The sequence below is a fragment of the Dethiosulfatibacter aminovorans DSM 17477 genome (genome assembly GCF_900142005.1).
Taxonomy (GTDB): Bacteria; Bacillota; Clostridia; order Tissierellales; family Dethiosulfatibacteraceae; genus Dethiosulfatibacter; species Dethiosulfatibacter aminovorans.
The window spans coordinates 26,385-47,413 of record NZ_FQZL01000032.1 but is presented as its reverse complement, the minus strand read 5'-3'; the positions used below and the strand labels follow the sequence as shown (position 1 = coordinate 47,413).

The following is a 21,029-nucleotide window of genomic DNA, read 5'->3' as shown; positions in this document are numbered from 1 at the left end:
GGAGCTTGAGCTCATCTACACTGTGGCAAAACTCACAGACAAGCTTGAGAAGCCATACAGGGGAATTATCACCCTCAAGGACAGCGTAAATACCCAGGGTGCCCTTGATGCAGGATTCGACGTTGATGCAGAAGAGATAATCGAAGCTGTGAAGGCTGGACAGATCAAGGGACTCCTCATCGTAGGAGAGGACGTTGACGGACTCGATGTGAAGCCCGAGTACCTTGCTGTAATGGATATCTTCGACACGGTGAACACTGAAGCGGCAGACCTTGTGATACCTATGGCATCACTTGCAGAGTCTTGTGGAACAATAACAAGGACAGACAACACGACAGGAACTGTAAATCCTGCCATCGCTTCTAAGACAGGAATGGACAATGTGGAGGTTCTCGACGGCGTGCTAGGTTTTCTGTAAGAAATTGACAGACAATAAAGATTGACATCATGGAACTTGCATTTGCCGTTGAATTGGACGGCAGATGCAGGTTTAAATGGTTTGAAGGACTCTGTGTTCTGAAAATCTTAAATTTGAAAGGATAGTAAGTGAGATATGAGTAAAATGGTAAATTTTACAGAAACTACATTTCGGGATGGCCAGCAGTCTCTTATAGCGGCAAGGTTGAAGCTGGAAGAAATACTTCCTGTAGCTGAAGTCATGGACAAAATAGGCTTCAAGTCCATGGAAGTCTGGGGAGGAGCAACCTTTGATGTTTGCTTGAGATATCTTGATGAAGATCCCTGGGAAAGGCTTAGAAAAATAAAACAGGCTCTTCCGAATACGCCTACACAGATGCTTCTTAGAGGAAGAAACCTACTGGGATATAAGCCTTACCCTACTGAAGTTGTGAAAATGTTTATAGAGAAGTCGGCCGAAAATGGAATGGATATATTCAGAATATTTGATGCCCTCAACGACGTAGGAAACATGGAGGAATCCATAGAGATAGCAAAGGGAACCGGAAAGCATGTTCAAGGAGCCATACTTTATACAAAGAGTCCCGTCCACGATATAAACCACTATGTAAAGACTTGCAGAAGGCTTCTGGAGCTTGAGGTTGACTCCATAGCCTTAAAGGATCCAAGTGGAATCATGCATCCATCGGATGCGGGAAAGATACTTGCAGAATTGGTGAAAATGGCAGGCAAGACTCCTGTTCAATTCCACGCCCACTGTACAAGTTATATGGCAGCAATGTGCTACCAGAAGGCAATTGAAGTCGGCGTCGAAACCATAGACTGTGCAATTGCACCTTTTGCAGGAGGTCCGTCTCAACCGCCTCTGGAAGCCATGGTGGAATCCCTTAAGGGAACCGACTACAGCCACAGGCTCAACATGGACGCAGTGAGAGAAGCAAATGTTATGCTAACTGAGTTAAAAAGAAAAAGGACGATAAATATCGACAGGTATCAGATGGATGCATCGGTCCTGGAACACCAGATTCCGGGAGGAATGATCTCAAACCTGGTGTATCAACTTGAAAGCATGGGCATGGCGGACAGATTTGACGAGGTCATGAAAGAGGTTCCTGCAGTGAGGAAAGACCTTGGCTATCCCGTTCTGGCAACTCCAACAAGTCAAATTGTAGGCAGCCAGGCTGTTCTCAATGTTATCAACAATGAAAGATACAAGGTTCTTTTCAAGGAAGTCAAGAATTATCTATTAGGGCTTTATGGAAAACCGGAAGGTGAAATCAGCAAGGAATTGCTTGAAAAGATGGATGCCTTTGATTCGAAAGACATAGAAATCAAGGAAATAGATATTAAGGCAAAGAAAAGGGAAATTGGAAACCTTTACGAATGTGAAGAAGATCTGCTCTCTTATATAATCTATCCGGAGCAGTCGCTAAAGTATTTCAAATACAGGAATACTGAAAAGTACAAGGTGGATCTTGACATGGTCAAGGATGGGATAGGATATCCCCTATAGAAATGTTTTCAAATATCACGGTTTTCGACGTAATTTTGACGGTTTCAATGTATAATTGAACATATACTGGAAATAAACGTATTTTATATAAAATTTAATAACGCGGAGCTATGCTCTTCCTTTTGCGGGAGAAAATATCAGGGCTGTGAACGGGGCTAATCCATAAACCCGGGAGCTGAGATATGGACGATGAACCACTAGGTACTGCTGCGTTTGACAAGATCAAGAAAGGCAGGGAAGGACTACAGACTGAAGTTTGCAAAATCATGTATTGTTGCAGGCTAGTTTTTGCATACGCGGACCTTCCCTATCTATGGGAGGGTTTTTTATTTGCACTCCCCAATATTGCTGGTTATGGCGGTAGTCAAACAATGACATAACCGCACAGCCATATGATTTTCATTCACTAAGAAGTATTAAATGTAATTAAAACGAGCCGAACAAGTACAAATAGATTGATAGAGTAAATATAAAATGAGGAGTTGATGTTATGTACAGAGAAATTGTAATAGTAAGGAGTGGAGGCGATGTCGCTTCGGGGACCATCAAGAGGCTTCATGAGGCAGGTTTCAAGGTGATTGTTCTTGAGATTGAGAATCCCACTGCCATAAGGAGGACGGTGTCCTATTCACAGTGTGTATTTGACGGAACTGTAACAATTGAGGGAACTACAGCAAGACTTTGCAGGACGTTGGAGGAGGTGGATGATGCACACTTTAAGGGTGAAATTCCAGTAGTCATTGATCCCAAAGGTGAAATGATAGATATAATTCAACCTCAGGTTTTAATAGATGCAATCCTGGCCAAGAAAAATCTTGGTACAGACAAGTCAATGGCCGACATAGTAATAGCTCTTGGTCCGGGTTTTGAAGCAGGTGTTGATGTAGATGCCGTCATAGAGACAAACAGGGGCCACAATCTTGGAAGGGTAATCTATGAAGGCAAGCCTCAGGCAAATACTGGAGCTCCCGGTAACATTGGAGGATATACGGTGGAAAGGGTCATATATTCTTCCGGAAACGGAGAAATAAAGGTGTTTTGTGATATAGGATCATTGGTTGAGAAGGATGAAGTAATAGCGGAAGTTGAAGGAAAAGAGATTAGATCAAAGATCAAAGGTGTAATAAGAGGAATGATAGCAGACAAGACTCACGTATTCAAGGGAATGAAGATAGGAGATGTGGATCCCAGGAACGAAGTGAAAAACTGCTATGGAATATCGGACAAGGCAAGAGCAGTAGGAGGAGGAGTGCTGGAAGCAATACTCCACCTGCAGATGAAGGATAAGGAATAAATCAAGGAGCATGAATTAATGAAAGTAATTAGAGTAGAGGATGCAGTGGGGCAGGTACTCTGTCACGACATGACCCAGATAATACCGGGAAAGGTCAAGGATGCAGTATTCAGGAAAGGGCATGTAATAGAAGAGGAAGACATTCCGGTTCTTCTATCCATAGGAAAGGAAAATATTTACGTATGGGAGGATGTTGAAGGAAGGCTTCATGAGAATGATGCTGCTACGAGAATTAAGGAAGCATCAATGGGAAAAAATGTCGCCTTTTCAGAAATCAAGGAAGGAAAGATAAGCTTCACAGCGGAAATCGACGGACTGTACAAGATAGACAAGGACTTGCTGAAGGAAATAAATTCCGTTGACCAGGTCATTATAGCCAGCATTCACACCAATACCCCTGTTAGAAAGGGAGAAAAGCTTGCCGCAACAAGGATCATTCCTCTTGTAATAGACGAAGACAAGATAGAAAAGGTTGAAAAGATACTCCAGGGCAGGGACCTTTTTGAAGTCGTGCCATACAGAAATGTCAGCGTAGGAATAGTGACGACTGGAAGCGAGATATACAAGGGTAGGATAAAGGATGCTTTTGGTCCTGTAATAAAGAAAAAGTTTGCAGAATATGTTGCCGGTGAAATAGATCAGGTAATAGTGGATGACCGACTGGAAATGATAGAGGATGCAATAAAGACATTCCTTGGAAACGGGAAAGACATAGTGGTATGCACGGGAGGAATGTCTGTGGATCCGGACGACATGACATCCACGGCAATAAAGAATACGGGAGCTGAAATAGTGAGATACGGAGCACCCTCGCTGCCGGGAGCAATGTTTCTAATGGCATACAATGGAGACAGGGAAATCATGGGACTTCCCGGATGTGTAATGTACTCCAAGAGAACAACCTTTGACCTCATACTTCCCAGAGTTCTTGCAGGGGACAGGATAACGGTGGACGACATGGTATCTGTGGGACACGGAGGATTGTGTCTGGACTGCGATGTCTGCAGATTCCCGTACTGCAATTTCGGGAAATAGGATGGATGGCCTTTTAAGAAAGCTTGGAATTGCAGCTTTTGGAATGCTGGTAGCAATATATGTTGTGCCCATGGGAGTATATGTTAGTGAATCCATAAGATATGCAGGATATATATTCACCAGTCAGGAAGTGCTGGCTGCCTTGGGCATATCCCTGAAGAGCTCCATTGCAAGCATTGCTGCAGTTGTACTCATTGGGCTTCCTGGAATATACTATGTGTGGAGCAGAAATGACAAGAGGATTGACTTCATAAGTGACATATTTGACATTCCCATGGTGATTCCGCCCTCAGTAGCAGGACTGATACTCCTCATAACCTTCGGAAAGATGGGAATTGTGGGAAGATATCTGGATATTGCTGGAATAAGGATACCATTTACAATAGTGGCTGTATGTCTGGCCCAGATATTCGTTGCAGGACCTATCTTCTTCAAGTCATATAGGGTGGGACTCGAGAGCATAGATGAGGAGCTAATAATATCCGCTGAAACTCTGGGTCTCGATGATCTTGAAATATTCTTGAAGATAATACTGCCTATGTGCAGGACTTCAATACTTACGGGAATGCTAATGAGTTTCTCAAGGATGCTGGCTGAGTTTGGTGCGACCATAATGTTTGCAGGCAATCTGAAGGGTGTAACCCAGACTCTCCCACTTGCGATATTCTCAGCCATGGAAACGGATATCAACGTGTCCATGGCAATAGGTCTGCTGCTCATAGGAATATCAGTGACAGTGCAAGTTGTTCACAAACGGTTATTGTTTAGGAAAGTTAAGAATGCAGGGTAGCCGATTCATCGGACAGGAAGGTGTAAAATGATTGAAATAGAAGTAGGAAAAAGACTTGGAAGCTTCAGCTTCAGTGCCGAGCTTAAGGTAAGGCCAGGAGAAATAATGGTGGTCATGGGAGAAAGCGGTGCAGGGAAGTCCACTCTTCTTGACCTGGTTTCAGGAGCGAAGACTCCTGATCAGGGATTTGTGAGACTTAATGGAAGGACACTCTATTCAAGGGAAGAGGGTGTAAACATCAGGACTTATCAAAGAAACATAGGATATGTAACCCAGAAAAGCAATCTCTTTCCCCATCTCAATGTAAGGGACAATATACTCATAGGTGCAGGTAAGGACTATGACAGGGGGTACTATGAACATCTTGTGTCTATCCTGAATATCGGGGACCATCTGGACAAAAAGGTATGCCAGCTATCGGGAGGACAGCAGAAAAGGGTGTCCATTGCAAGGACATTCATTACTGACCCTGAGATAATTCTCATGGACGAGCCGTTCTCGAGTCTTGACAATATACTTAGAGAATGTTTGAGAGGAAGCATTAAAAAACTGATAAAAGAGAAGGATATAATGGGTATACTTGTTACCCATGACCTTGATGAAGGATATGAGATGGCTGACAAGGCCCTCATAGTCAGAGATGGTCATATTGTAGAGAGAAGAAGAGGTAAAGACCTTTTTGAGAGACCTGAAGAGGACTATACGAAAATTTTCATTAGGAATCTGAATTTCAATAGTGTAGCTGATGATTTAAAGGCGGGTTGAAAGATTTCGATTATGTGATTTGAGATGATTTGTTATAATATATACAAGAACTTGATAAATTATCTGTGATGATTTGAATCTAAATGCATATTGGATGTTAAAAGGAGAAGGATATGATAAGAGAAGCTTTGAAGCTGGCCGATTCAGGTGAAACGGTTGCAGTTGTTACAGTAACGAATCAGGTGGGGTCCACTCCTGCCGAGCCGGGAAAGATGATGATAGTAAAAAGGGATGGAACCTTTGCCGGAACTGTAGGCGGAGGAAGGCTTGAATTCAAGTCAATATCGCTGGCAAAGGAATGCATAGAAAGGGAAATCAGCAAGTCCTGCAGGTTCGACCTTGAAAAAGACCTTGGAATGACATGTGGAGGATATGTTGAAATATTCATTAATGTGTTGAAGCCGGAAAAAACTGTAGTCATTGTCGGTGGAGGACATATAGGAAGGGTTCTTGAAAAGCTGTCAAGAAATGCGGGATTCAACACAATTGTTGTTGATGAAAGGGAAGACATAGCCAGCAGGGACAGATTCCCGGAGGCTACAGAGGTGATTCTGGGAGACATCAAGGAGGAATGCAGTAAGCTTGAAACCAATTCAAGTTCATACATAGTAATTGCAACCCACGGCCACGCCCACGACCAGGTTGCTCTTGAGTCGCTTATCAGAAAGGAATACAAGTATATAGGCGTAATAGGGAGCAAGCACAAGATAAACACCATGTTCGAGAGTATGAAGAACAAGGGCCTCGAACAGGAGAAGATAGACAAGGTCCATTCCCCCATAGGTCTTGCAATAGGAGGCAATTCACCTGAAGACATAGCCGTCGGAATACTGGCTGAAATAATCATGGTGAAAAACGACGGACAAGGAATTACCATGAAAGACAAGAAAGCAGCCGAGCTGAAAAAATAATTAAAGGATAAGGGCATAGGAAGGAAATGAATCTGAAGAGAAATATATTTATTACAGCAGTATTGGTGATGATGTTGATTTTCACATCGTGTGGAAAGGACGAGAAGGTACTTGTATTTTCTGCAGCCTCTCTTACTGAAAGCATGGGTGAAATAAACAGCGTTCTTGGAGATGGCATGACATTGAATCTTGACAGTTCGACAAGACTGAGGATACAGATAGAAAACGGTGCAGAGGCTGACATATACATTTCGGCCAACGAGAAGAACTACAATCTCCTAAATGAGGGAGGATTTGTAGAAAAAGGAAGTGGAATACTGGAAAACAAGATGGTACTCATTACTCCAAAGGGAAATGAAAAGGTGAAATCACTTGAGGACCTGACTGGGGATGTAAGCATAATACTTGCTGCTGAAGAAGTACCGGCCGGTAAATATGCCAGAAACATACTGGCAAAATATGAAGAGAATGGTGTGGAAGGATATGCAGAAAAGGCATTATCCAATGTTGTTTCAAATGAATCAACGGTTAAGAGTGTTGCATCCAAAATTGCACTGGGAGAAGCCGATGCAGGCCTTGTATATGTTACTGATGTTACGGAGGCAACAAGAAACAAGGTAAGCATGTACGAAATAGAAGATGAGTACAATGAAAAGGCAACCTACTGGGTGGCACTACTGAAGGATTCAAAGAACAAGAATGCTGCAAAAATGTATGATGAGTTGCTGTCCAATGAAGATGTCAAGGCTGTTTTTGGGAAGTACGGCTTCAAGGTTGTATACTAGGTTTTAACATGGAATATTAAAGAACCGGAAGCCAATATATGAAGAAGGGGTTTTCAATAAACTGAAAATCTCTTCTTTTATATGTTCATGCTGTATTTTTTTGGTGATTCGCCCATTTCTTTCTTGAATTGTTTGGTAAAATAGCTTTGATCCTTGAATCCAACTGCTGTAGCAATTTCAGATATTGACATTTGATGGTCTCTGATCATTCCCAGACTTTTTTCTATTCTTATTCTGTTGATATAATCAGAAAAACATGCATTGAGTTCCTTTTTAAAAAGCTTGGAAAGATATGAAACGTTAAGATTAAAGTGATCTGCCAGATCTTGGAGAGTGATCTTGTTCATATAATTGTTTTCTATTATGAACAGTGACTGTTTGATGATCTTTGAATTACCTGAATATATGGAAGTGAATATATTATCGCAGAAAAATGAAACAACTTCTTGAGAACATTCAGACAGATCTTTAATATTTTGAACTTTGTTGAGGTTTTCAATAAACGTCAGGTTCAAGTCGAAAATTCGTTCCAGGGAGATGCCGTTTTTAATTGCAGTCATTGAAAGCATCAGGTACAATTCGAATATTCTAACCTTCATGATTTCGAAATTACATGCATCCAACTGCAGTATATCATTAAGAAAATCATCTAATAAATCTTTTATTTCATCAGTATCATTGTTGACAATTTTATTTATTATTTCTTCGCGTATGTTTTTGATCTTAGGGGTACTGTCCATGTTGTTTTTAATTTCGTGTATCTTGCGACCTGCGTTGTTTTGAATTTTCTGTTTGTTGCGCATAAACTCATAATCTTCAATATTGCTGTAAAGGCTCAGAATATTGTTGTACAGGAGCAATGAAAGCTTATTAATCTTGTCAAGGGAAAATATTTTCATATCTCTCACAAAAATTGATATTGGCATGTACTGTGAAGGATCAACACTGTTTAGATCTATTGCTTTACATATGTTTTTTTCCGTGATTACTTCCATGGCGATGGGACCTGCAACAATGGAACCTTCGTATTTTCTGTTGACAATTATAGCCACAACAATATTCAAAAGACCTGATGGACAGACGAAAATATAGGGTTCTCCAAGTGTGTAGGAAGTTTTGGACGAAAAAGCAAGGTTTTTTTTGCATATACTGTCTTCCGTATATATATGGAAGAATTTACAGAATTTATTATCTTTCATGCTTTCGGTTACAATATTCATGTCCTTGTCGAAGACTGTTACCGGGATATCAGTGCAACTACTGTATGCATCTATTGCTTTGTTGAGCTTTTTTATATCTATTCCGTATATATTCATAATTCACCTTCTAATTGATATCGATATATAAAATATATTGAAAATTGGTAGAAATAGCAAGAAAAATTCAAGAAACATTTGTGAAAATCAGCTATGGTGCTAGTATTGCTTGATTTGAAGCGGTTGTGTTCGATGAAATTAATACAAAATATGTAATAATTTTACCAAAAAAACGTTTGCATTTCAATTGTGAAATTGTCAAAAAAACAATTATGTTGAAATAATGTCAAAAAACATACAATTTATGGAGAAATACAATATAAATATAGTATAATGATGAGGTATAATAAAAACAGATAGCGAGATAGTTATTTTATTAACATTCTTTATCTGGAACTATGAGGTGAACGATGAATTTGTTGAATGAATTAGCAAGAAGCATATTAAATGGAGATACACAAAAATCAGTAGGCCTGTGCCAGGAACTCATTGATATGGGTTATGACGCCAATGAGATTATCAATGACGGGCTGAGCAAGGGTATGAATATGCTCAATGACCATTTTGAAAAAGAGGAGAAGTTTGTTCCTCAAATACTCATGTCTGCAAGAGCTATGAATTCCAGCATTGAGTTTCTACAACCCTTTGTTTGCGGTGGAGCTATTCCTCTTAACGGTACCATAATTATTGGTACAGTAGAAGGGGATGTGCACAACATAGGTAAAGGACTGGTTTCCCTAATGCTCCAGGCTTCTTGTTTCAATGTTGTTGACTTGGGAACCAATGTGGCCAAAGATGAGTTCATCAAAGCGATCAGGGATAACAAAGCCTCCATAGTGGCTCTTTCTGCAATGCTGACAACCGTTATGGACAATATGAAAAATATTATCAAAACCATCAATGAAACGGATTTTGGTTGGCCGGTTTACATTCTTATTGGAGGAGCACCGATTACGGATAGATATGCTAGTGAAATCAAAGTTGTATTCGCAGAAGATGCAATTGATGCGAAGGACAAGGCTATCAGGTTAATGGAGAATATTAGAATTTAAATATACTGACGAGTAGCATTGATTTGATTGTCAAGAGAGGGTTGATTATCAAGGATTATGCTATGAACAACCGGCAGTTACAACAAAATAGTAAACATGTGTTTACTGCTCAAATCTGTTCCATACCAAATACTTTCAACTCGGTTTGTTGGTTGTTTAAATTCTTTTATTATAAATTTTTATTATATTTGGAGGATGTAATATGTCAATTCTTAATGAAATTTCAGAATTAGTTATAGCAGGAAATATTGCTGGAACACAAGCAAAGGTGGAGAGTGCCGTAGAAGAAGGTATCGATGCAGTATCGATATTGAATGATGGACTGATGCCGGGAATAAACGAAGTAGGTGAAAGGTTCGCAAGGGCAGAAGTCTTTGTACCTAACGTACTTATGTCGGCTAAAGCAATGAACACAAGTGTTGAGATTATTCAACCAATGTTGACAGCAAGCGGAAATAAGCCTATTGGAACGGCTGTTATTGCAACTGTTAAAGGAGACCTGCATGACATAGGCAAGAATCTTGTTGGACTTATGATGAAGAGTTCGGGACTTGAGGTTATTGATCTGGGCAATGACTGTGGAGCGGATAAATATATAGATGCAATCGAAAAGTACAATCCTGATGTAATTGGTCTTTCTGCACTATTGACTACGACTATGAATGAGCAGGGAAGAATTATAAAGGCTCTTGAAGAAAAAGGACTTAGAGATAAAGTAAAGGTAATGGTTGGCGGAGCTCCCGTAACACAGGAATGGGCTGACAAGATCGGTGCCGACGCATTTACTGCAGATGCTGCAGATGCTGCAAGATGGGCCAAAAATTACGTAGTAAACAAATAAATCAATTAAAATAAATGGGAGGTAGTTATGAAAGGTAGAATCAAATACGATGTTATGACTAAAGAAGAGCTCAACCATATGAAGAGCAGAATGGAAGAGCTTCTTATAAAAAGGGGAATTCATCTTGATCATGATGAAATGCTTCAAGAGCTTTCAGACCTTGGTTGTATAGTCGATATGGATAAAAAAGAGCTTAAGTTTACAAAGGAACTTATTGATAAGGCTGTGGCATCTATTCCAAAGGAATTTACACTTTATTCGCCATCGGGTAAAAGGGATCTTAAATTCCCCCACCCTGAAGGTAAGTTCTATACAAGAACGAATACAGGTGCACCGAACTACATGACGATAGATGGTGACACTCACTTCACAAAGCTGTCGGAAGTTGATGAATGGTATCATTTGGCGAATCAGATGGAAAATATAGACTACTTCACGCTGCCATCGACTTCTGGAGAAGAAGTTCCTGGAGATGCAGTAGATGTATATACTCTTGAAAGAGCATTGAATCTGGCTGAAAAGCATATATGGCTTCAACCATATGAAGGCGAAAATGTTAAATATCTTATCGACATGGCGGCAGCGGCAGTAGGCGGATTGGATAAGTTAAGGGAAAAGCCCATAGTAAGCTTCATAGCTTGTTCCGTATCATGCTTGAACTACAAGTGGATGGATGCGGAAATACTTTACAGATGTGCAAAGGCAGGTCTTCCCGTACAGCCTTGTTCTCTTCCAACGGCAGGAGCGAATACGCCTGTAACAGCCCAAGGTACTGCATTCATGTCTGCGGCGGAAGTGTTTGCGATGATAGTAATGCTTCAGTTATTGTCACCGGGTCTTCCTGTGATAGCTACAACCTTATTGTTCTCAATGGATATGATGACTACATATACTCTTCAATCAAACACTGAAATTACAATGGCTAGACTTATGTGCATGCAGCTGTTTGAGCAAGGTTACAATATTAGGGCGCATTCTTATGGAACAGGAACAGACAGTCTTGCTATTGATGAGCAGAATATGATTGAAAGAACATCGCTTATACATGCCATGGCAATGTCTGACGCTTCAGTACTCGGTGGAGCTGGACAGTTGGAGACTGCAAAGACTATCAGCCCGGTACAACTTATAATCGACAATGAAATATTTGGTATAGCCCAAAGACTTAGAACTGGTCTTGACATTAATGATGAGACCTTGAATTGGGATGAGATTATGAACGAAGTGGATAAAAATCCAGGATTTATAATGAGCGAGCATACTATGAGGCACTTTGAAGAGGCACACAGACCTGACATGTTTAATAGAGGCGGACTTGCCAAGTGGCAGGAGAACGGAAGCAAGACTCTTCAAGATTCTGCAAGAGATAAGTACTATAAGCTTATGAAGAATCCTGCAGCTTATTCGCTGGACGCTGATAAGGCTGCAGCGGTCAAGGAAGTTCTTGAAACAGCCCACAAGGCACTTGTAAAGGAAACTGCAACACTGTAAGACACGACTTGTAAAGGGGAGTGCAGAATATTTATTCTCCCCTTTTACTTTTCTTAAAATCAATATTTTCAATGAATGTATCGGTACATTATCTCAAAACGTTTGTGAAAACGTTTAAGCAGCAAATTGCGAAATTATTCAACTTAATAATATTGAGGATATTTGTATCCCAAAAAGGAGGATGTTTTTATGAAAATAACAAAAACGGAAAAAATCTGGTTATTGGTTGTTACTGCTTTTTATCTTCTCTACAACCTGCCTTATGTACCTGCATATGGTGATTCGAGAGCAATGTTTCTCCATGCTGGACTGACAATTATACCTATTTGGATATCAGTTTATGTAGGACTTGGCAGAGTATATAAAATTTACAAATTAAAAAAATAATATTTCCGGAGGATAGATATGTTAAAATCATCAACGATTTGGATTGCGTTTGCTTTGTATATGTGCTTTCTTATTGGCATTGCAATGTATGTAACAATGAAGGAAAGAAGAGAATCGGGTTCTGAAAATCTACTGACTGCAAGTATACCATGGCCTATACTGGTTATGACTTATATTGCATCCCTTATGAGTACATGGGTTTTCTTTGCAGGACCAGGAGCATATTACAGAGGCGGCATGGGTTACTGGTTGTCTGAAATGAGTTATATTGCACTATTTCCAATAATTTGTCATTTTACAATGAACAAGGTATGGGTTATTAATAAAATCAGAAATTTCACAACTCCTGCAGACTTTTATTATGAAAGATTCAAGAGCCCTGCCCTAAGAACTGTACTTGGAATCATATTCCTGGGAGCGTCATTTCCCTATATTGCATCGGTTCTAGTGGCAATTGCCAAGGCTGCCAACATTGCAACCGGCGGGGAGATGAGCTATACAATGGTTGTAATAGCAGTAGGATTGATAATGACTGTATTTGTAACGATTGGTGGAGTTAAATCCGCTGCAACTGCAGATACTATCCAAGGACTTTTATTTATAGGCGGTCTTTGGGCTATAGTAATAGCATGCCTCGTAGTTGGATTTGGTGGATCATTATCTGATGCAGTTTCCGCCATAAAGGTCAATACGGCTTCATTCTTCTCATATCCTGGACCTGATGGCTGGGTACCATACAGTGGAAGATTTGGATATCCCTTTGCCTGTGCAATAGGTTGGACCATTATGCTTCCTCACGTATTTGTAAGATCAGGATATTTTGGAGACAATCTTAAAACACAGAGAACTCTTTCGTACCTTACACCTGCTCTCCAGGCATTTGTATGGACTGGAACAATGCTTATTGGTCTTGTAGGAATAGCGCTGGCTCCGGGACTTCCAACAGGCGATACGGAATTGATTATACCGTATATGATCAATAATTTTGTATTGGCGTATAATGCAGACCTTGCAGTAGTATTGATGATCGGTTTCTTTGTTGGAGCAACGGCAGTCGGACTTTCAACTGCAAATGCATTCCTCAGTGTTGCATCGTCCATAGTATCTGAAGATATCATCAAGAATACCTTCAAGATAAAGGTTGCACCGGAGAAACAGGTAATAGTAAACAGATGCGTAATAGCTGCAATAGGTATTGCAGGAACATTGATTGCCATAAACCCTCCTCAACTTATATTTACGATGATCATGTTCTCCATCGCTATAGTAATGCCGTTGTTCCCGATTCTCGTATTCGGAATATACTGGAAAAAGGCAACCAAGCAGGCAGCGCTTATTTCGGCAATTGTAGGTACTATAGTTGTACTTATGACATACTTTGTATGGGGAATAGGATATACATGGTATGGAGCGATTGGAATGCTTGCATCAACGGTTCTCATGGTGGTAGTCAGTCTTGCTACAAGTCAGGATTCAAAAGAATCCCAAAGCTTCTACGAAGCTCTTGAACAAGGTGAAAACATGTACTATGAAGTTGATGAACAGGAAGTTAGTGCTTGAAATAAATGATAAAATCGCAGGGCATCTTATAGATGCCATGCTTTTTTTTAGTCAGGTTTGTGTGATGGGAATTTATAATATTGTCAATAAATATATACAAATATATTAAATAATTTGAATATTGCTTTATTTTATGGACAATGCAAGTACATAGTAGTAGAATGTAGTGTATAATAATTAACAAATCAAATTAACAGGAGGATAGCATGTCTAATTACAACAATATTGTTTTTGAAAAGCAGAATAATATAGGAGTTCTGAAAATCAACAGACCCAAGGCTCTAAATGCCTTGAATACTGAGACTATATGTGAACTCGCACAGGTAGTGAAGGAAATTAAGAATGACCCGGAAGTAAAGGTTCTGATAGTGACGGGTGAAGGTAGGTCCTTTGTAGCAGGAGCGGATATAGTTGAAATGAAGGACAAGACACCGGAAGAGGCAAGGACATTTGCAGGCATGGCAATGGAAGTGTTCAGAGAAATAGAGCTGATGGAAAAGCCTGTTATTGCAGCAGTTAACGGTTTTGCACTTGGTGGCGGATGTGAACTTTCCATGTCTTGTGACATCAGGATAGCAGGTGAAAAGGCTAAATTCGGACAGCCTGAGGTAGGCCTCGGCATAACACCTGGATTTGCAGGAACACAAAGACTTCCAAGACTTGTTGGTACAGGAAAGGCAAAGGAGCTTATCTTTACAGCCAAGATGATAAGTGCCGAGGAAGCTGAGAAAATCGGTTTGGCGAACGCGGTTGTACCACAGGAAGAGCTTATGGACAAGGCTATGGAAATGGCAAATCAGATACTTGCAAACAGTCCAATGGCTGTCAAGTATGCAAAGAGTGCCATAAACAGAGGATATGAAACAGATATAGAAACAGGAATGTATATAGAGAAGGACATCTTCGGCCTTTGCTTTGCTTCTGAAGAGCAAACAGAAGGAATGACAGCATTCGTAGAAAAAAGAAAGCCTGATTTCGGGCAGAAATAAATTCGTAAGCCTTTATTAAGGTGCAAATGAAAGTAATTTCAAAAAAGAGATTCCAAATTCGGGAATCTCTTTTTTATAACAAATATTTGTCATTTTTATGTATGCAGTACTATTCCATGCCTTCAACTTCCAGACCTTTTGATGTGGCCCTTATGCCTATGGCACCAAGAGGGGCGGTAGTTATTATTGAAAGAACTGCGATTGCCAGTATGAGCTCTCCTGACTTAACACCCATTGCAAGGGGTATGGCGCCTATGGCTGCCTGAACCGTGGCCTTCGGAGTATATGAAACGACACAGAAGAGCCTTTCCTTGAAATTAAGGTCGGTGCCCAGTGTTGAAAGAACCACTCCAAGACTCCTTGCAACAAGGCCTATTGCAATGATAATTAGACCCTTGAGGCCTGAGTTGAAGGCTACGCCTATATTGACTTGGGCTCCCACAAGTACGAAGAGGAGAATTTCTGCAAGTATCCATATCTTGTTGAACTTGGCCGACAGCCTTTTGGCAACTTCAGGAATCTTTTCAAGTATTATGAATCCTATTACCATGACCCCCAGAAGGGCGGCAACCTCCACCCTGCTTTTCAGAAGCTCTTCAATGGCCTTGAGAAGGATGGCGCATCCAAGGATAACAAGGACCTTTTTCGTATCTCTTATGTGGTAGTTTGTAAACACCTTTACAAGAATCAGACCTATCATCAAACCCATTACTATTCCAAGGACTATGGATAGAGGTATTGACAGTATCTGTACTCCAATGTTCACATGGTTTCCGCTGTACAGACCCAGAAAGGTTGTAAATATTGTTATCGCAAATACATCGTCAATAGATGCACTGGCGATAATCAAGGTCGGTATGCCTTTTTTTGTTCCTATCTTCCTGTCCGTAAAATAGAGCATGGATGGCACCACTACAGCCGGAGATACGGCTTCAATTATGAAGCCCAAGATGCCTCCCTCGATGAAGGAAAGCCCCAGGATATATTGTGCTATGAATGCTATGGTGAAGCCTTCCATCAGGCCGGGTATGCAGCTCATTTTGAGGGCTGTCTTTCCTACCTTGTTCAGATTTTCCCTGCTTATGCCAAGACCTGCCCTCAAGAGTATTATTATGAGTGCAATGAGCCTGAAGTCTGCAGATACCTCCAAGAGGTTCGGATCAAGCATGTCCAGTGCATAGGGGCCTATTGCTATTCCTAGAAGGAGCATTCCCAATAGTCCCGGCAAATTCAACTTTGTAAAAATGAGGTTTGCCAGCAAACCCAGTACGATTATTATCCCTAAACTTGTAGCCATTTTGTTTTCGCATGACGTGAGTGATATCATGCATCTCCTTGTTAGTATTTTTCCTACAAAAAAATCCTGTCGACAAAAAGAAGTCAACAGGAGTCATTAGCACTTGGCGGTTAGGCAATCTTGTTATGTTTTCTTGCCTGGCGAACTCCATCGCCTTATATTATTGTCTGTCCAATTCGATTTTGCTGTATCTTTCCAGATAAATCTATCATATTGAAATATATATGTCAATATGAATGAGTGACTTTTGTGGCGGAGTACCTGAGCTTTTATATGCAAAAATATTGTGGTTCAACAAAATTGTATTTAATATTTGCCTGGATTTGTGATATAATGTAATTTATAAGGATGGCGTTCGACATTGGCGCATGATGTAAAGTTGAGGCTGATATCGGCTCGAAACTTTTAGGTATATTTGGTATTGCGAATGATGTGCGGTAATAGCGGATAAAAATCTGTCGATTCAATAAAAATTAAATTATAAAGGAGAAATGGATGAGTAGTGAGATGAAATTCAGATGGCATGGAAGAGGTGGACAGGGTGTCAAGACGGCGGCTTTGCTTCTTGCGGATGTGGCATTTACTACAGGCAAGTATGTCAAGGGATTTCCCGAATATGGCCCTGAACGCATGGGAGCGCCGGTTACTGCATATGACAGAATCAGCGATGATCCCATAATGGTGCATTCAAACATCTATGAGCCGGATTTTGTAGCCTTGTTTGACGATACTCTCTTGAGCAGCGTCGATGTTACTGCGGGACTTTCGCTGGAGGGAGGCATTCTTGTCAATACACACAAGACCCCCCAAGAAGTTGCAGGATTCCTCAATGGATATGAAGGAAAGATATGTACAATCGATGCAAGGAAAATATCGGAAGAAATCCTGGGCAAGAATTTCCCCAACATGGCTATGCTTGCAGCTTTAATAAAATTGTCGGGATTGATGGAAAAGGATAAATTCATGGGAAACATGGAGGATTCCTTGAAACACAAGTTTGCTACAAAACCCCAGGTTGTTGCAGGAAACATGGAAATACTTGAAAGATCCTTCGAGGAGGTACAAGGAATATGAAACAGGGAAAAATTGATATAAATGAAAACGTAAAGTGGCAGGATATAACTGTTGCAGGAACCATAAAGGGAGGAGCATCGGCAAAACAGTTCAATACAGGAGATTGGAGAGTAAAAAAACCTGTATTCATTGAAGACAAGTGCAAGCAGTGCCTGCTTTGCGTACCTGTATGTCCTGATTCTTCAATACCTGTCAAGGACAGTAAAAGACTTGATTTTGATTACGATCATTGCAAGGGATGTGGAATCTGCGTAGAGGTTTGTCCTTTCGATGCAATAGAATTTGTAGATGATGTAAAGGGGGAAGAATAATGAACATTAAAGATAGATTGTCAGGAAACGAAGCTGTAGCATATGCAATGAAGCAGATGAATCTGGATGTTGTAGCAGCCTTTCCAATAACTCCATCTACGGAAATACCACAGTATTTTTCACAATATGTGAACAATGGAGAAGTTGATACACAGTTTGTCCCTGTTGAGTCCGAGCACAGTTCCATGTCGGCCTGCATCGGTGCTTCGGTTGCAGGCGGAAGAGTTGCAACTGCAACATCATCAAATGGTATGGCTCTCATGAATGAAATGCTTCATATAGCGTCGGCACTGAGGCTTCCGGTATCCCTGGCGGCTGTCAACAGAGCCATTACAGGACCTATAAACATAAATTGCGATTACAGTGATTCCATGGGAGCAAAGGATACGGGATGGATTCAAATATATGCCGAAAATGCCCAGGAAGCCTATGACAACTTCATCATGAGCACAAGAATCGGAGAGCATGTGGATGTAAGACTGCCTGTCATGACCAACCAGGACGGATTCATCACAAGTCATTCCCTGGAAAACATTGAATTATTGGATGATGAAACGGTAAGTGATTTTGTAGGATACTATGAGCCTATCGACTATATGCTTGACGAAACCACAACGGCATCATTCGGTCCATACGATTCGCCTAAATTCCTGCTTGAGCACAAGAGGCAGCAGGCTCAGGCAATGATGAATGCAAAGGATGTAATCAAGGACGTACAGGAAGAATTCTACAAGATATCCGGCAGAAAATACGACATCATAGAGTCTTACAAAACAGAAGATGCAGAAAGAATAATGGTTATCATAGGTTCTTCAGCGGGAACTGCTAAATATGCAGTGAATGAACTGAGAGCAAAGGGGGAAAAAGTCGGCCTTGTAAAGATAAGAGTATACAGACCTTTCCCTGCAATTGAAATAGCAAAGGAACTCAAGAATGCAAAAATAGTTGCAGTAATGGACAGGGCGGAAGGACTTTCCGGCATTGGCGGACCGGTATTTGCCGACATTTGTGCATCCATGTGCAACATGAAGGACAAACCGTTCATGGTCAATTATATTTATGGACTTGGTGGAAGAGACTTCAAACCTGAAGATGTAATGGCTGTATTTGGAGAGTTGAAGTCCGGCATGGATTCCGGACAAGAGCTGGAGACATATAGATATCATGGTGTAAGAGGATAGGGGTGAGCTGATGAAATATAATTTTAAGGAAGAAATGAACAAACCTGAACGTTTTTCAGGCGGACATAGAATGTGTGCAGGATGTGGAGCACCCGTAGTGGTTAGAACAGTGCTAAGGGCTCTTGAAGAGGATGACAAGGCGGCGATTGTGAATGCAACCGGATGTCTTGAGGCAGCTACATTCCCATACCCATACACTGCCTGGGAAGATTCATGGCTCCACAGTGCATTTGAGAATGCAGGAGCAAGCGCCAGCGGTGTGGCGGCGACATATCTGGCCCTTAAGAAAAGAGGAAAGGTCAAGAGCACATTCAAGACAATAGCATTCGGTGGAGACGGGGGAACTTACGATATAGGATTCCAGTCGCTGTCCGGAGCAATGGAAAGAGGCCACGACATCACCTACGTATGCTATGACAACGAAGCATACATGAATACTGGAATCCAAAGATCTTCAGGTACATCAAGATTTGCAGACACTACAACTTCACCTGCAGGAACGGCTGTTCCAGGAAAACAGCAGAACAAGAAAAACCTTACTGACATTATGATAGCCCACAACATACCATACGTGGCGCAGACAACATTCATGGGAAATATGAAAGACCTTCATGTAAAGGCTAAAAAGGCGATATATACCGAGGGAGCTGCATTCATGAACGTAATGGCACCTTGCCCCAGGGGATGGAGATACGACACGCCAAAGCTTATGGAAATCACGAAGCTTGCAGTGGAAACATGCTTCTGGCCAATGTTTGAAGTTGAGAACGGAGTATATACACTTAACTACAAGCCCAAGAACAAGCTTCCGATAGAGGAATTCCTCAAGCCCCAGGGCAGGTTCAAGCATCTTTTCCAGAAAGGGAATGAATGGATGATAGAAGAATTCCAGGCTGAAGTCGACAGGAAGTGGGAAGAACTTCTTCAGAAATGTGGTGAAGCAAGTAGAGTGGCTATTTAGCGTCAGCTTCACAGCTGTTGTTAAAGGAAGATAGAGGCGTCAAATAATTTTCTGCAGCTATAATATACAGATGTAGTATGGCAATAAAGTATGATATAATGTAATATGAAAAGGAGTTCAGGCTCCTTTTTCTTTATAAATCGGGTTATGAGAGGTGTAGTGTGAAAGATTTTAATGAAGTTATTGAACATGTGAAGTCCAAGGGGAAAAAAACCCTGTCCGTTGCAGCGGCAAACGACAAGGGAGTGCTTATGGCGGTAAAGGCTGCAGTGGAAAAGGGGATAGTCAAGCCCATACTTGTAGGTAGGGAAGATGAAATAAGAAAGATATCCGAGGAAATAGGATTTGAGCTTGATGGTGTAGAGGTCATTGATGTTGAGGATATAAAGGATGCATCCCTTAAGGCAGTGGAACTTGTAAGCTCCAAAAAGGCGGATTTCCTGATGAAGGGAATGGTTGACACGTCAATCCTGCTGAAGGCCGTTCTCGACAAGGAAGTGGGACTGAGGACCGGGAAGACGCTGAGTCATGTAGCCGTTTTCTTTGCTGAAAAATACCACAAGATGTTGATAATTACCGATGCGGCAATGAATATTGCACCGGACCTTGACAAGAAAAGGGAAATACTCGAGAATTCAGTTGAATTTGCACACTCTCTAGGAATAGACAATCCAAAGTGTGCGGTGGTATGCGCCAAGGAAAAGGTGAATCCTGCCATGATCCATACGGTAGATGCAGGTGAACTTGTTAAGCTCAACGAGGAAGGACAGATCAAGGGATGTATCGTAGGAGGACCTTTTGCTCTTGATAATGCAATATCAAAGGAAGCGGCCATTCACAAGGGAATAGACCATGAAGTTGCAGGAGATGCAGATATCCTTCTGATGCCTAACATTGAGGCGGGAAACATCCTCTACAAGGCGCTGTCCTTCATGTCCAATTCTGAATCTGCAGGTGTTATTCTTGGAGCGGCGGCTCCAATAGTGTTGACTTCAAGGGCTGATTCCGAAGAGGCAAAGCTAAATTCCATAGCACTTGCTGCAATACATTCATAAAAATATAGAGAGAATTTTAAGAAGTACAGTATACTTTTTACATTGAAGCTAAGGAAGCTTAATG

At 41.1% G+C, this 21,029-nt stretch carries 22 protein-coding genes and 1 riboswitch; of the genes, 20 read left to right on the top strand and 2 right to left on the bottom strand.

Annotated elements, in window-relative coordinates:
- The 9 genes from BUB05_RS18755 to modA all read left to right on the top strand — a co-directional run.
- A partial coding sequence (locus tag BUB05_RS18755; RefSeq protein ID WP_342747114.1) for a molybdopterin-dependent oxidoreductase occupies positions 1 to 418 on the top strand: 418 nt, incomplete at its 5' end.
- Positions 419 to 553: 135 nt separating this feature from the next.
- Complete coding sequence (locus tag BUB05_RS15740) at positions 554 to 1,930, top strand: pyruvate carboxylase subunit B (RefSeq protein WP_073050573.1); 1,377 nt, start codon at positions 554 to 556, stop codon at positions 1,928 to 1,930.
- A 182-nt stretch (positions 1,931 to 2,112) separates the two neighbouring features.
- A complete protein-coding gene (locus BUB05_RS15735) occupies positions 2,113 to 2,310 on the top strand; it encodes a hypothetical protein (RefSeq protein ID WP_073050572.1) in 198 nt (65 codons plus the stop codon).
- A gap of 110 nt (positions 2,311 to 2,420) precedes the next feature.
- Positions 2,421 to 3,224 (top strand): selenium-dependent molybdenum cofactor biosynthesis protein YqeB, encoded by an 804-nt coding sequence (gene yqeB / locus BUB05_RS15730; RefSeq protein WP_073050571.1) that lies wholly within the window; start codon positions 2,421 to 2,423, stop codon positions 3,222 to 3,224.
- Positions 3,225 to 3,242: 18 nt separating this feature from the next.
- Positions 3,243 to 4,259: a molybdopterin-binding protein gene (locus tag BUB05_RS15725; RefSeq protein WP_073050570.1), complete on the top strand. Its 1,017-nt coding sequence runs from the start codon at positions 3,243 to 3,245 to the stop codon at positions 4,257 to 4,259.
- A 1-nt stretch (position 4,260) separates the two neighbouring features.
- Entirely contained in the window at positions 4,261 to 5,049 is a 789-nt protein-coding gene (locus BUB05_RS15720; RefSeq protein ID WP_073050569.1) for a molybdate ABC transporter permease subunit, read from the top strand.
- A 27-nt stretch (positions 5,050 to 5,076) separates the two neighbouring features.
- The gene (locus tag BUB05_RS15715) at positions 5,077 to 5,814 is read left to right on the top strand and encodes an ATP-binding cassette domain-containing protein (protein ID WP_073050568.1); all 738 of its coding nucleotides are present in this window, start codon (positions 5,077 to 5,079) and stop codon (positions 5,812 to 5,814) included.
- 113 nt (positions 5,815 to 5,927) lie between these two features.
- A complete protein-coding gene (locus BUB05_RS15710) occupies positions 5,928 to 6,725 on the top strand; it encodes an XdhC family protein (protein ID WP_073050567.1) in 798 nt (265 codons plus the stop codon).
- 26 nt (positions 6,726 to 6,751) lie between these two features.
- On the top strand, positions 6,752 to 7,510 hold the full coding sequence (gene modA, locus BUB05_RS15705; protein ID WP_073050566.1) for a molybdate ABC transporter substrate-binding protein: 759 nt from the start codon (positions 6,752 to 6,754) through the stop codon (positions 7,508 to 7,510).
- Positions 7,511 to 7,587: 77 nt separating this feature from the next.
- Here modA and BUB05_RS15700 read toward each other — a convergent pair whose 3' ends face one another.
- Positions 7,588 to 8,826: a PocR ligand-binding domain-containing protein gene (locus BUB05_RS15700; protein ID WP_073050565.1), complete on the bottom strand. Its 1,239-nt coding sequence runs from the start codon at positions 8,824 to 8,826 to the stop codon at positions 7,588 to 7,590.
- 350 nt (positions 8,827 to 9,176) lie between these two features.
- On the opposite strand from BUB05_RS15700, the gene BUB05_RS15695 reads away from it, so the two are divergent.
- From BUB05_RS15695 to BUB05_RS15670, 6 genes are all read left to right on the top strand, one after another.
- The gene (locus BUB05_RS15695) at positions 9,177 to 9,818 is read left to right on the top strand and encodes a cobalamin-dependent protein (RefSeq protein WP_073050564.1); all 642 of its coding nucleotides are present in this window, start codon (positions 9,177 to 9,179) and stop codon (positions 9,816 to 9,818) included.
- A gap of 202 nt (positions 9,819 to 10,020) precedes the next feature.
- Positions 10,021 to 10,659 (top strand): corrinoid protein, encoded by a 639-nt coding sequence (locus BUB05_RS15690; protein ID WP_073050563.1) that lies wholly within the window; start codon positions 10,021 to 10,023, stop codon positions 10,657 to 10,659.
- Positions 10,660 to 10,686: 27 nt separating this feature from the next.
- Entirely contained in the window at positions 10,687 to 12,150 is a 1,464-nt protein-coding gene (locus BUB05_RS15685; protein WP_073050562.1) for a trimethylamine methyltransferase family protein, read from the top strand.
- A gap of 189 nt (positions 12,151 to 12,339) precedes the next feature.
- The gene (locus BUB05_RS15680; protein WP_073050561.1) at positions 12,340 to 12,537 is read left to right on the top strand and encodes a hypothetical protein; all 198 of its coding nucleotides are present in this window, start codon (positions 12,340 to 12,342) and stop codon (positions 12,535 to 12,537) included.
- A gap of 18 nt (positions 12,538 to 12,555) precedes the next feature.
- Positions 12,556 to 14,097, top strand: a complete 1,542-nt coding sequence (locus BUB05_RS15675) for a sodium:solute symporter family protein (protein ID WP_073050560.1) — start codon at positions 12,556 to 12,558, stop codon at positions 14,095 to 14,097.
- Positions 14,098 to 14,303: 206 nt separating this feature from the next.
- Positions 14,304 to 15,086 carry a short-chain-enoyl-CoA hydratase gene (locus BUB05_RS15670; RefSeq protein WP_073050559.1) on the top strand — a complete coding sequence of 261 codons (783 nt, stop codon included), beginning with the start codon at positions 14,304 to 14,306 and terminating at the stop codon, positions 15,084 to 15,086.
- Between the two features lie 109 nt (positions 15,087 to 15,195).
- Here the strand turns inward: BUB05_RS15670 and BUB05_RS15665 are convergent, their stop codons facing one another.
- Positions 15,196 to 16,383, bottom strand: coding sequence for a cation:proton antiporter domain-containing protein (locus tag BUB05_RS15665; protein WP_073050574.1), 1,188 nt, complete (start codon positions 16,381 to 16,383; stop codon positions 15,196 to 15,198).
- An 80-nt stretch (positions 16,384 to 16,463) separates the two neighbouring features.
- Positions 16,464 to 16,547, bottom strand: a riboswitch (Fluoride riboswitch).
- A gap of 331 nt (positions 16,548 to 16,878) precedes the next feature.
- On the opposite strand from BUB05_RS15665, the gene BUB05_RS15660 reads away from it, so the two are divergent.
- The 5 genes from BUB05_RS15660 to ptb all read left to right on the top strand — a co-directional run bounded on the left by BUB05_RS15660 (position 16,879) and on the right by ptb (position 20,965).
- The gene (locus tag BUB05_RS15660) at positions 16,879 to 17,457 is read left to right on the top strand and encodes a 2-oxoacid:acceptor oxidoreductase subunit gamma family protein (RefSeq protein WP_073050558.1); all 579 of its coding nucleotides are present in this window, start codon (positions 16,879 to 16,881) and stop codon (positions 17,455 to 17,457) included.
- Positions 17,454 to 17,768 (top strand): 4Fe-4S binding protein, encoded by a 315-nt coding sequence (locus BUB05_RS15655; protein ID WP_073050557.1) that lies wholly within the window; start codon positions 17,454 to 17,456, stop codon positions 17,766 to 17,768. Before BUB05_RS15660 ends, BUB05_RS15655 begins: the two co-directional genes overlap by 4 nt.
- A complete protein-coding gene (gene porA, locus BUB05_RS15650) occupies positions 17,768 to 18,949 on the top strand; it encodes a pyruvate ferredoxin oxidoreductase (RefSeq protein ID WP_073050556.1) in 1,182 nt (393 codons plus the stop codon). Before BUB05_RS15655 ends, porA begins: the two co-directional genes overlap by 1 nt.
- Before the next feature lie 10 nt (positions 18,950 to 18,959).
- Positions 18,960 to 19,910 carry a thiamine pyrophosphate-dependent enzyme gene (locus BUB05_RS15645; protein ID WP_073050555.1) on the top strand — a complete coding sequence of 317 codons (951 nt, stop codon included), beginning with the start codon at positions 18,960 to 18,962 and terminating at the stop codon, positions 19,908 to 19,910.
- Between the two features lie 161 nt (positions 19,911 to 20,071).
- Complete coding sequence (ptb, locus tag BUB05_RS15640) at positions 20,072 to 20,965, top strand: phosphate butyryltransferase (RefSeq protein ID WP_073050554.1); 894 nt, start codon at positions 20,072 to 20,074, stop codon at positions 20,963 to 20,965.
- Positions 20,966 to 21,029: the final 64 nt, after the last annotated feature.